Annotated in this window: 9 protein-coding genes; 7 read left to right on the top strand and 2 right to left on the bottom strand. The window is 70.1% G+C overall.

The genetic code is table 11. The features are described from left to right. The first annotated feature begins 5 nt into the window (after positions 1-5). From AC5P9L_RS14090 to AC5P9L_RS14070, 5 genes are read left to right on the top strand one after another with little or no spacing between them, the layout of a single operon-like run. Positions 6-989 carry an AAA family ATPase gene (locus tag AC5P9L_RS14090; RefSeq protein WP_005407527.1) on the top strand — a complete coding sequence of 328 codons (984 nt, stop codon included), beginning with the start codon at positions 6-8 and terminating at the stop codon, positions 987-989. Between the two features lie 7 nt (positions 990-996). Continuing rightward, the gene (locus tag AC5P9L_RS14085) at positions 997-1,893 is read left to right on the top strand and encodes a DUF58 domain-containing protein (RefSeq protein ID WP_049395464.1); all 897 of its coding nucleotides are present in this window, start codon (positions 997-999) and stop codon (positions 1,891-1,893) included. Further along, positions 1,890-3,011, top strand: a complete 1,122-nt coding sequence (locus AC5P9L_RS14080; protein WP_099561596.1) for a BatA domain-containing protein — start codon at positions 1,890-1,892, stop codon at positions 3,009-3,011. The genes AC5P9L_RS14085 and AC5P9L_RS14080 overlap by 4 nt, the downstream gene beginning before the upstream one ends. After that, positions 3,008-5,173, top strand: a complete 2,166-nt coding sequence (locus tag AC5P9L_RS14075; protein ID WP_227415393.1) for a DUF4175 domain-containing protein — start codon at positions 3,008-3,010, stop codon at positions 5,171-5,173. Before AC5P9L_RS14080 ends, AC5P9L_RS14075 begins: the two co-directional genes overlap by 4 nt. Beyond that, positions 5,170-6,978, top strand: a complete 1,809-nt coding sequence (locus AC5P9L_RS14070) for a hypothetical protein (protein ID WP_227415392.1) — start codon at positions 5,170-5,172, stop codon at positions 6,976-6,978. Before AC5P9L_RS14075 ends, AC5P9L_RS14070 begins: the two co-directional genes overlap by 4 nt. Before the next feature lie 60 nt (positions 6,979-7,038). Here AC5P9L_RS14070 and AC5P9L_RS14065 read toward each other — a convergent pair whose 3' ends face one another. Together AC5P9L_RS14065 and AC5P9L_RS14060 are read right to left on the bottom strand one after the other, a co-directional pair. Beyond that, positions 7,039-7,713: a hypothetical protein gene (locus tag AC5P9L_RS14065; RefSeq protein WP_227415391.1), complete on the bottom strand. Its 675-nt coding sequence runs from the start codon at positions 7,711-7,713 to the stop codon at positions 7,039-7,041. Positions 7,714-7,753: 40 nt separating this feature from the next. Further along, positions 7,754-8,272 (bottom strand): hypothetical protein, encoded by a 519-nt coding sequence (locus AC5P9L_RS14060; protein WP_044569323.1) that lies wholly within the window; start codon positions 8,270-8,272, stop codon positions 7,754-7,756. Between the two features lie 211 nt (positions 8,273-8,483). Between AC5P9L_RS14060 and AC5P9L_RS14055 the strand changes: the two genes are divergently transcribed. Together AC5P9L_RS14055 and AC5P9L_RS14050 are read left to right on the top strand one after the other, a co-directional pair. Continuing rightward, positions 8,484-10,973, top strand: a complete 2,490-nt coding sequence (locus AC5P9L_RS14055; protein WP_049395469.1) for a DEAD/DEAH box helicase — start codon at positions 8,484-8,486, stop codon at positions 10,971-10,973. Continuing rightward, the gene (locus AC5P9L_RS14050; RefSeq protein ID WP_024956324.1) at positions 10,970-11,992 is read left to right on the top strand and encodes a ribonuclease H-like domain-containing protein; all 1,023 of its coding nucleotides are present in this window, start codon (positions 10,970-10,972) and stop codon (positions 11,990-11,992) included. The genes AC5P9L_RS14055 and AC5P9L_RS14050 overlap by 4 nt, the downstream gene beginning before the upstream one ends. Positions 11,993-12,048: the final 56 nt, after the last annotated feature.

Genomic DNA, 12,048 nt, shown 5'->3' with positions numbered 1-12,048 from the left:
CGCCCATGACCTCCCCCGACCTCGATTCCCTGCTGCCGCGCCTGGATGAGCTGCGCGCCGCGCTCGCACGCGCAGTGGTGGGCCAGAACACCGTGGTCGAGCAGCTGCTGATCGGCCTGCTGGCCGGCGGCCACTGCCTGCTGGAAGGCGCACCCGGGCTCGGCAAGACCCTGCTGGTGCGCTCGCTCGGCCAGGCACTGGAGCTGCAGTTCCGGCGCGTGCAGTTCACCCCCGACCTGATGCCCAGCGACATCCTCGGCACCGAGCTGCTGGAGGAAGACCACGGCACCGGCCATCGCCACTTCCGCTTCCAGCAGGGCCCGATCTTCACCCACCTGCTGCTGGCCGACGAACTCAACCGCACCCCGCCCAAGACCCAGGCCGCACTGCTGGAAGCGATGCAGGAGCGCACGGTCAGTTACGCCGGTACCACCTACGCGCTGCCCGCGCCGTTCTTCGTGCTGGCCACGCAGAACCCGATCGAGCAGGCCGGAACCTACCCGCTGCCGGAAGCGCAGCTGGACCGCTTCCTGCTGCACGTGCTGGTGGATTACCCCAGCGAAGACGAGGAGCGGCAGATCCTGGAACAGACCACCGGCGGTGCCACCGACGCAGTGCCGAAGGTGATGGATGCCGACGCGGTGATCGCGCTGCAGGCCGCAGTGCGCCAGGTGCATGTCAGCCCGGATGTGCTCGCCTGGATCACCCGCCTGGTGCGCGCCAGCCGGCCCGGCGACGGTGCTCCGGCGGCGATCAACCAATGGGTGAAGTGGGGCGCCGGCCCGCGTGCCGGCCAGTCGCTGGTGCTGGCAGCGAAGGCACGCGCACTGCTGCAGGGCCGTTTCGCCGCCACCCGCGAGGACGTGCAGGCGCTGGCCGCGCCGGTGATGCGCCATCGCCTGCTGCTGTCGTTCGCCGCCGAGGCCGAGCAGAAGCGTGCCGACGACGTGGTCGCCGCGCTGCTGCAGGCCGTGCCCTTCCCGGGTTGAGCCACGCGTGAACGCAGGTACGCCGTTGACCCTGCCGCCGGAACTGCGTGCGCGCCTGCGCCTGCTGCGGTTGCGGCCGCGCCTGGCCAGCGGTGCCAGTGGCATCGGCCAGCACGCCAGCCGCAGCCGCGGTGCCGGCCTCGAATTCGCCCAGTACCGTGCCTACGAACCGGGTGACGAACTCCGCCAGATCGACTGGAAGCTGTATGCACGCTCGGACCGCTTCTTCGTGCGCGAGTCCGAACGCGAAAGCCCGATCACGGTCTGGCTGCTGCTCGATGCCACCGCCTCGGCCGGCCAGGCGGATCGCGCGGCACCGCAGCACTCGCGTCTGGACCATATGCGCGGCGTGGCCGCGTGCGTGATTGAGCTGGCCTTGCAGCAGGGTGACCGTTTCGGCCTGCTGGCAATCAATGGCGATGGCCTGCAGCTGGTCCCCGCGGCGAACGGCGCGCGCCAGCGTGATCGCGTGCATCTGCAACTGCACGCCCTGCAGGCGCGCGGCGCCTGGCCTGCGGCCGATCGCCTTCGGCCGCTGTGGGAGCGCGTGCGCCCGGGCGACCTGCTGCTGGCAATCGGTGATGGCTTCGACGACGCCGGCATCGTGCTGCTGGAACAACTGGCCAGCGCGCGCCGCGAAGTGGCACTGCTGCAGATCCTCACCGCCGACGAGCGCGACTTCCCATTCGACGTCGGCCACCGCTTCCGCGACCCGGAGACCGGCGAGGAACTGCTGGGCGATGGCGCGGCGATCCGCGCTGACTACCTGCAGCGCTTCGCCGACGCACGCAGCGCATTGCATGCGCGCCTGCAGGCCAACGGGATTGCCAGTGCCACCGGCTGGCTGGACCAGCCGCTGGACCAGGCGCTGCAGGCGCTGTTTGGCCGTGGGGGCGATGCATGACCCTGCTGTTCCCGCTCGGCCTGGCCGCGCTCGCCGCAGGGTTGCTGCCGCTGCTGATCCACCTGGCCCGCCGCCATCCGTACACGCCACTGGATTTCGCCGCGCTGCGCTGGCTGCGCGCGCAGATACGGCCACGCCAGCGCATCCGCTTCGATGACTGGCCGTTGCTGCTGGTGCGCCTGCTGTTGCTGGCCGCACTGGCCCTGCTGCTGGCACGACCTGTGTTGACTGGCCCGACGGCGCCTCCCGCTGCATGGACCGTGGTAGCGCCGGGACTGGATGCTACGGCCCTGCGTGGAACGGCCGAGGATCGCAACTGGCACTGGCTGGCACCCGGCTTCCCCGGCATCGATCAGGCGCCACCTGCATCAACCGCCCCCCTGCCCAGCCTGTTGCGCGAACTGGACGCGCAGCTGCCCGTCGGCACCGCATTGACCGTGCACGTTCCCGATCCCCTGCCCGGCCTGGATGGTGCCCGCCTGCAGCTGTCGCGCGACGTGCAGTGGCACACGCAGCCGATGCCGGTCACTGCGCAACCGAGTGCCGCGACGTCGCCGCGCCTGCGCGTGCACAGCGATGCTTCGGCCACTGCCCAGCGCTGGTTGAACGCACTGCAGCGCGCGTGGGGCGTGCAGGCACCGCTTGCTCCGCCGCCGGCGGATGCCCTGCCGGAGCGCGGCGAGATCGGCGTGTGGAGCCGCAGCGATGCACTGCCGGCGAACTGGCAGGCGTGGCTGCGCGGCGGCGGTCGTGTCATGACTGCCGGCAAGCCTGCTGCCAGCGCCCGCATCCTGCTGCGCGATGCCGAGGGCGCACCGCTGCTGTGGCAGCAACGCATCGGCCACGGCTATCTGCTGGCGCTGCCGGGTGGCTGGAATGCCGCCAGCAACCCTGCGCTGCGCGATCCGCGCCTGCCACGTGCCCTGCTGCTGGCGCTGCAGCCGCCTACGGCCCCGCGCCTGGGCGATGCACGTGACCAGGCACCGCAGCGGGCCGCATTGCCTGCTGCAACACCACCGCTGCGTGAGCCCACGCCTTGGCTGTTGCTGGCCGTCGTGCTGCTGTTCGCGCTGGAACGCTGGATGGCCAGCAGCGCCCGGCGCAGGGTGGCCGCATGAACACCCTGCAGCACGCCTGGCAACGCGCACGCCGCCGCCGTGCGCTCATCACCCTGCTGTTGGGCCTGCCATGGGCGCTGGCCGCCACGGTGCTGGCCCTGCGTCTGGCAGGCTTCGATACCGCCTGCGTCGTCGGCACGGTCAGTCTGCTCGCGTGTGCGGCCTTCGCCACTGCGCATGTCCGCCAGCTGGACCGGCAGTGGCTGCAGCGCCAGCTCGATGGCAGCGGTGCCAGCGAGGACAGTGCCGATCTGCTGTTCGCCGATGCCGCCACGCTCAATCCGCTGCAGCAGCGCCAGCGCACGCATGTGCTGGCCATGCTGGAACGCGCGATGCCGGAGCTGCGTCCACGCTGGCCGCGTGGGGCATTGGCGCTGTGCTGGATCGCAGGCCTGGCCATTGTTGTGCTGGCATTCGGCTGGCCACGTTCCGGCCCCGGCTCCATGCCTGTCCGCACGCCGGTGCCTGGCAGCGCTGCTGCTGCGGGCCCGCTGCGCCTGCAGTCCACCCGCCTGCGCATCGACGCGCCGGCCTATACCGGCCAGGCCACGCTCACCCAGAATGCGCTGGATGCGAAGGTTGCCGCCGACAGCCGGCTGTCCTGGTCCCTGCGCTTCGACCGCGCCCCGGACAAGGCGTGGCTGCAGTTCCACGATGGTCGCCGGTTGCCACTGAGCGAGCGCGAAGGACAGTGGCAGGCGCAGGATGTGGCACGTATGCCGCTGCTGTACCGCGTGGTGAGCGAACCGGCGCTGGCAGAGACCCGCCTGCATCGGCTGGATGTGGTGGCCGACCGTGCACCCAGCGTGCGCGTACTGGAGCCCACGGCCAGCCTGGTGCTGGGCACGCCGGGGCAACGGCAGTGGGCACTGCGCTTCGAGGCCAGCGACGATTACGGTGTCGCGGCGCAGGCAACGCTGTCGATCACCACTACCCAGGGCAGCGGTGAGAACATCACCTTCGTAAAGCGCAGCGTCACGCTTGCCGGCAGCGGCGAAGCCACCGCGCGGCGTTTCGCCCACACCCTTGATCTGGCTGCGCTGGGCGCGCAGCCTGGCAACGATGTGATCGCCCAGCTGGAAGTACGCGACAATCATGCACCCACGCCGCAGACCGGGCGCAGCAGCAGCGTGATCCTGCGCCTGCCCAGCGCCGAAGTCGCGCTCGGTGCAGAGCTCGAGGGCCGCATCAAGAAGACCCTGCCTGCGTATTTCCGCAGCCAGCGGCAGATCATCATCGATGCCGAAGCGCTGATCCGGCAGCGACGCAGCCTGGCCGCCGAGGACTTCGTGAAGCGCAGCGATGCGATCGGTGTCGACCAGCGCATCCTGCGCCTGCGCTACGGCCAGTTCCTGGGCGAGGAAAGCGAAGGTGCGCCGAAGCCGCCGCCGACCAGCGACCTGCCCACCAGCGATGCGCCGACCGCAGACGGCCACGACGACGATCACGAGCACGACCATGGCGCGCAGGCCGGTGCGCAAGACGACCATGGCCACGATCATGGCAGTACAGCCAACGCAGATATCCCGCCGGTGTTCGGCAGCGAGACCGACGTGCTTTCCGAATACGGGCACACACATGACCACGCCGAGGCGACCACCCTGCTCGATCCGCAGACCCGCGCCACGTTGAAGGCCGCGCTGGATCAGATGTGGTCGGCCGAAGGCGAGCTGCGCCAGGGCCGCCCGGAGCAGGCGCTGCCATTTGCCTACAAGGCGCTGGGCTTCATCAAGCAGGTGCAGCAGGCCGAGCGCATCTACCTGGCCCGGGTCGGGCCGGAGCTGCCACCCATCGATGAAAGCCGCCGGCTGGGCGGTGATCGCGCCGGACTGGCCAGTCGTGAACTGCCGTTGGCCGCGCGAACCCCGCCGGACCCGGCCATCGTTGAAGCCTGGCAACGCCTCGGTGATGACAACGGCGCACCGGATCTCGATGCGCTGGCGGCCTGGCAGCAGCGCAACGCCGCCTACCTGCCCGATGCACTCGATCTGGCTGCGGCCATCGAGCAGCTGCGCATCGAGCCCGACTGCGGCGACTGCCGCCAGCGCCTGCGCGCACAGTTGTGGCGGGCGCTGCAGCGTCCGCTGCCACAGGCGATGCGGCGCAGTGCCGCCGATGCGATGGGCCAGCGCTACCTCGACGCGCTGGAGGCGCAGCCATGAATGCCTCCGCTGTGAACCTGTGGATTGCACCGGCACTCGCCCTGATCGTGGTCATCGCCAGCGTGCGCCAGCTGCGTGCGGACACTGCGCACCCCGGCCACCGGTGGGTCGTGATCGCACTGCAGATCATCGTCGCCACGCTGCTGTATTTCTGCCTGGCGCCCCCCACCCGCCAGCAACCCGCAGGTGGGCTGGTCGTGCTTGGCGTCGATGCCGGCAAGGCCGGCGCACTCCCGGCCAGCGAAGGCCCGCTGTTGCTGTTGCCGGAAGCTGCCGATGTGCCCGGCGCACAGCGCGTACCCGACCTGGCCACCGCGCTGCGCCAGCATCCGGCCGCCACGCTGACGCTGGTCGGTGCGGGCCTGGTCGCACGTGACCGCGACGCGGTGCTGCCGCCGGATGTGCGTTGGCAGGCTGCACCGGAGCCGCGCGGCTGGATCGCGCTGCAGCCGCCGGCCGATGTCGCACCCGGTGCCCGCTTCGACGTGCTGGCGCAGGCGCGTGGCGCGGCCAAGGCGAAGGCCGAACTGCTCGACCCGGCCGACAGCGTGGTCGATCGCACGGAGGTTGCCGACGACGGTCGCGTGCAGCTGAGTGGCATCGCCCGCGCCGAAGGCCGCAGCGTGTTCCAGCTGCGCCTGCTCGATGCCGACGGCCATGTGGTGGACAGCGTACCGGTGCCGCAGCAGACCCTGCCGTCCGCACCGCTGCGCCTGCTGGTGCGCGCCGGCGCGCCGGGTCCAGAGCTGAAGTACCTGCGGCGCTGGGCAGCCGATGCAGGCATCCGTGTGCAGGTGCAGGCGGATACCGGGGCCGGACTCAGCATCGGCGATGGCGCGGTGTCGATCGATGCAGCATCGCTCACGCGCAGCGATCTGTTGCTGCTGGACGAGCGCAGCCTGGCGGCATTGAGTGCGGGCCAGCTGGCCGCCGTGCGCCAGGCGCTGCGCGATGGACTGGGCGTGCTGGTGCGCAGTGCGGGCGCACCTTCGGCCAGCGCGCGGCAACGCCTTCGCGATCTGGGCCTGCCAGTGCAGGGTGATGGCAGCAGCCACCCCCTCGAACTTCCCGGCGATGGCGAAAGCGCGATCCTCGCCGCACGCCGTGGCCCGCTCGCCGCTGGCACATTGCCGACCGGCTACGGCGAGGAGGCCGACCGCAGCTCGCACAGTGCCGCGCTGCCTTCGCTGGAAGCACTGGCGTTGCAGGCGCCGGGCAGCAACGCGCTGCTGCACGATCGGGGCGGCCAGGCCGTCGGCGGCTGGCGCGCGGTCGGCAAGGGCCGCATCGGCCTGCTGCCGCTGACCGACAGCTGGCGCTGGGTGCTGGCAGGCCGCGATGACCGCCACGGCGAACTGTGGAGCGACGTGGTTGCCACGCTGGCACGCGCGCAGGGCAGCGGTGATGCGCTGTGGTCACCACAGCCGATCAGCTGGGCAGGCGAACGGCAGGCGCTGTGCGGCGTGCAGGCGCCGCTGCAGGCCTTCAACCCGCGTGGCGACAGCGTGCCGCTGATCGCCGATGGTGCAACGTCGGCGCTGCGCTGCGCCGGCTGGTGGCCCCGTGAGGCAGGCTGGCAGCGCCTGCGGCATGGCGACAGTATCGTCTGGCGCTATGTGTTCGACCCGAAGGACGCACCTGCACTGCATCGGCAGGCGATGATCGATGCGACCACGCAGGCGTTGGCCTCCAGCACGTCGGCGAACGCGTCGGTGATGCAGCCCGTGCCGGGCTCACGCTGGCCGTGGTGGCTGGCGTTCGTGTTGTGCGCATCGCTGCTGTGGTGGCTGGAACGGCGGCGCTGACCCCGGGGTCGGATCCCTTTCGCCCGCGGAAGGGCTCTGCCCCCCTCCGTCAGGCGTCCTTCAACCCTTGCCCGCGCGCCGGTACACGCCGTTGAAGCGCACGTTCATGCCACCGCATTCGCTGTTGTCGGCCACGATCAGCACCTCGCCCAGCGAATGCACGCGTACCTTGCAGGTATCCTCGACGAACTCGACGTCGGCACCGCGCGGCGCGGCGCGCGCTTCCACCTGGCCCATGTTCGGTCCGTAGGGACGCTGCTCCGGCGTGGGGTTGGCGGAGGGCCAGTAGGCGTCCCCCTCCACATGCAGTTGCCCACCCTGCACGGTGATGCGCAGGCCGTTGTCGCCGTCCTTCCAGTTGCCCGCCCAGTCCTGCAGCGACGGCACGGCCACCGGCAATGGCTGCAGCTTGCTGCGGTCCACCCAGCCGGCACTGCCACCCACCCTGTTCGGGAAGAACGCGCAGCGATAAGCGCCCAGGTCGCGCCCGGTCACCACCGTATCGCCGTTGACCACATAGCTGCGCTGTCGGCAGGCCGGTTCGCCCTTGGCCGGGCAGCCGTCCATGTCGCCAAGCAGGTACAGGCGCGGTGCATCGACCACCCGCGCCAGTGCGAACCGGCTCTGTTCGGACGGGAACGCGCCATTGCGGCAGGCGCCGTCATCGGCGATGCCGGAAGCGAAGGCGGAGGCTGGCAGCAACGCGGCCAGCAGGCAGAACGAACGCAGGGACATGGCGATGGCACCGATGGGGAAGCCGGCAGGATATACCGGGCTACTTCACCGGCGGCGCGTCGCCAGCATTCTGCTCCTGGGAGAACCGCAGCGCGCGCCGCTGCTGTTCCGCACTGAGTTCCGGCGGCGGCCGCGCCACGGCGGCCTGGATCTGCGAAGGTCCACCCGTGAGCTTGTTCACGCCCTTGGCCGCCGCCATCACACCCTTGACCACGCCCATCATGATGTAGCCGCCGCCCATGCTCACCTGCTCCGGCGATGGCGGTTCGCTCCAGTCACGGCTGAAGCGGTTGTCGCCGAACTTCACCGGGTTCTTGAAGCGGTAGAGATCCAGCGGCTCGTCTTCCGGCTTGAGCGCACGCACTTCGCCGAGGGTGGTGACGTTGTCCTGCGGCAGAGCGGTGGAGATCGGTGCGGTGGTTGCCGCCGAAGCATCCACCGGGGGAACGGGCGCAGGATCGGGCACCGCCACCGGCGCGGCCTGCTGCGCCTGCGCGATGCCGGCCAGCAGCATGCCGGCCAGGAGGGCTCCCTGCGTTCCACGTCGTGCCACAGCCATCCACCTGTTGGTTGCGTCCAGCGCCCAAGGATACGGATGCCGGCTTCAGATTTCGTTGCTGCACTGGCAGCTGTTCAGCCAGGGGAGATGCGGCGACGCCACGGGACGCGGGCACTGAACGGTTCACGCCCTCCGTGTGCGGTGTCTCACATCCTGAGACGTGAGTGTGGTGCCATGTGACCCCTCGCAATCCGTCCCGGCTCCATCTTCCATGGCCTACGAACTCGCCAAGCGCACCGCCGATGCCGAGCAGAAGCTCGCCACGCGCGACGGCCTGCCCGCCCGCGACGGCGCCCTGCTCAGCGCGCGCCTGCAGCGCCGCTACCAGGACCGCATCACCGGCAGCTTTGCCATTCCCGGCCGCGAAGGCCGCTATGCGCCCATTCCCGATTCAGTTCCGCCTGCCCTGGCCGCTGCGCTGAAGGCGCGTGGCATCGAACAGCTCTACAGCCACCAGGCCGAAGCCTGGGAGGCCAGCCAGCGCGGCGAGCACGTGGCCATCGTCACCCCCACCGCCAGCGGCAAGTCGCTGTGCTACACCCTGCCGGTGGTCAGCGCGGCAATGCAGGACAAGGCCAAGGCGCTGTACCTGTTCCCGACCAAGGCACTGGCCCAGGACCAGGTGGCCGAGCTGCTGGAACTCAACCGCGCCGGCGATCTGGGCGTAAAGGCCTTCACCTTCGATGGCGACACGCCCGGCGATGCACGACAGGCCATCCGCCTGCATGGCGACATCGTGGTGTCCAACCCGGACATGCTGCACCAGGCCATCCTGCCGCATCACACCAAGTGGGCGCAGTTCTTCGAGAACCTGCGCTACATCGTCATCGACGAGGTACACACCTACCGCGGCGTGTTCGGCAGCCACGTCACCAACGTGCTGCGCCGGCTCAAGCGCATCTGCGCGTTCTACGGCGTGCAACCGCAGTTCATCCTGTGCTCGGCCACCATCGGCAACCCACAGGCGCATGCCGAGGCGCTGATCGAGGCCCCGGTGACTGCCATCACTGAATCCGGTGCGCCCAGCGGGCCGAAACAGGTGCTGTTGTGGAACCCGCCGGTGATCAATCCGGACCTGGGCCTGCGCGCCTCGGCGCGCTCACAGAGCAACCGCATCGCGCGCATCGCGATCAAGTCCGGGCTGAAGACCCTGGTGTTCGCGCAGACACGTTTGATGGTGGAAGTGCTGACCAAGTACCTGAAGGACATCTTCGACCACGACCCGCGCAAACCGCCGCGCATCCGCGCCTACCGCGGTGGCTACCTGCCCACCGAGCGGCGCGAGACCGAGCGCGCGATGCGTGCCGGCAACATCGACGGCATCGTCAGCACGTCGGCACTGGAACTGGGCGTGGATATCGGCAGCCTGGACGTGGTCATCCTCAACGGCTACCCCGGCAGCGTGGCGGCCACCTGGCAGCGCTTCGGCCGCGCCGGCCGCCGCCAGCAACCCGCACTGGGAGTGATGGTGGCCAGCTCGCAGCCGCTGGACCAGTATGTGGTTCGCCACCCGGACTTCTTCGCCGAGGCCTCGCCCGAGCACGCGCGCATCGCGCCGGACCAGCCGCTGATCCTGTTCGACCATATCCGCTGCGCGGCCTTCGAGCTGCCGTTCCGGGTCGGCGATGGCTTCGGCCCGATCGATCCGGAGGTGTTCCTGGAAGCGCTGGCAGAGACAGAAGTGATCCACCGCGAAGGCGAGCGCTGGGAATGGATCGCCGACAGCTATCCGGCCAACGCGGTCAGCCTGCGTGCGGTGGCCGACGGCAACTTCGTGGTGGTCGATCGCAGCGATGGCCGCCAGCAGATCATCGCCGAGGTCGATTATTCCGCCGCCGCGCTCACCCTGTACGAGGGCGCCATCCACATGGTGCAGTCCACGCCGTACCAGGTGGAGACGCTGGACTGGGAGGGGCGCAAGGCCTACGTCACCCGCACCCACGTGGACTACTACACCGACAGCATCGACTTCACCAAGCTCAAGGTGCTGGACCGTTTCGATGGCGGCGTGGCCGGCCGTGGCGATTCGCATCATGGCGAAGTGCACGTGGTGCGCCGCGTGGCCGGCTACAAGAAGATCCGCTATTACACCCACGAGAACATCGGCTACGGGCCGGTGAACCTGCCCGACCAGGAACTGCACACCACTGCGGTGTGGTGGCAGCTGCCGCAGGCGCTGCTGCTGCGCGCGTTCGCCAGCAAGCAGGATGCGCTGGATGGCTTCCTCGGCGCCGCGTATGCACTGCACATCGTCGCCACCGTGGCGGTGATGGCCGATGCGCGCGACCTGCAGAAGTCGGTGGGCAACGGCGATGGTTCCTGGTTCGCGATCGCCGACCAGAGCGGCCGCGGCCAGCTGCGCGGCAGCGAGGGCGATCCCGGTGGGGTGGAGCTGCTGCAGGAGTTCGTGCCCACCGTTTACCTGTACGACAACTTCCCCGGCGGCGTCGGCCTCAGCGAACCGCTGTGGCAGCGCCAGGCCGAACTGGTGCAGCGCGCGCGCGAACTGGTGCAGCGCTGCGACTGCAGGGCCGGCTGCCCGGCCTGCGTGGGCCCGGTGCTGGCCGCGCAGGAAGACGATGAGACTTCGCCGCGCGCGCTGGCGCTGCGCGTGCTCGACCTGTTCGATGCCGACGCCTGCCAGCACGTGCCCGACGTGGTGGTGACCACGCGCGACCCGATGGAGCTGCTGGCACCGTGAGCCTGAGCCTGGACAAGCTGCGCCTGCTGCGCCGGCAGGCCGGCGACCCGAAGGCGAGCACACCGGCCGCGCCGGACGTGCCCCCTGCGCCACCGGCACCCGTGGCTGCGAACGATGCGCGGCAACCACCGGCCGAACGTTCGGTGTTCGCCTGGGTCGAACAGGAGATCCGCCACAAGCCGACCGGCGCTGCGGTCTCCACACCGGCACCCGCACCGCTGCGTCGGCCGGAAGTGGGCGGTCTGCATCGCCTGCTCGGCCTGCGTTCGCGCGGTGGAGCCGCGCCGGCGCGCGCCAGTGCGCAGGATCGTCAGCTGCCCGGCGAGGAGATCGCGCCGGGCCTGTTCCTGATCGAATCGCTGCAGCCGCAACCAATCCCGACTGCCCCGCTGTCATTGGCCTTCGCCAAGCGCGAGGACCAGCACGTAGCTGCGCGCGACCTGCTGTTCTTTGATACCGAGACCACCGGCCTGGCCGGTGGCACCGGCACGCGTGCCTTCATGATCGGCGCGGCCGACTGGCACGTGTGCCCGCAACGTGGCGAAGGCCTGCGCATCCGCCAATTGTTGATGTCGACCATGGCCGCCGAGGACGCGATGCTGGCCACCTTCGCCAGTTGGCTGCAGCCCTCCACCGTGTTCTGCAGCTACAACGGCCGCAGCTACGATGCGCCGCTGCTGAAGGCGCGCTACCGGCTGGCGCGCCAACGCGATCCGATCACCGCGCTGGACCATGTGGACCTGCTCTACCCCACCCGTCGCCGCTATCGCGGCACCTGGGAGAACTGCAGGCTGTCCACCATCGAGCGCCAGCTGCTGCGCGTGGTGCGCGAGGACGACCTGCCCGGCTCGGAAGCGCCGGGCGCATGGCTGCGCTTCCTGCGCGGCGGCGACGCGGTGAACCTGCGCCGGGTAGCCGACCACAACCATCAGGACGTGGTGACCCTGGCCCTGCTGCTGCAACGGCTGGTGCACGAGGAGCAGCGCGAGCGCGAGACGCTGGCGCTGGTCGGTCAATAGGCCTTGACGCGGCCTGACGGTGGCAGCGGTGACACTGCCGCCACCATCCACGCCTG

Source organism: Stenotrophomonas sp. YJH_SMC_64 (genome assembly GCF_059371375.1).
The sequence above is the reverse complement of the archived record's forward strand: the minus strand, read 5'-3'. Positions and strand labels throughout refer to the sequence as shown.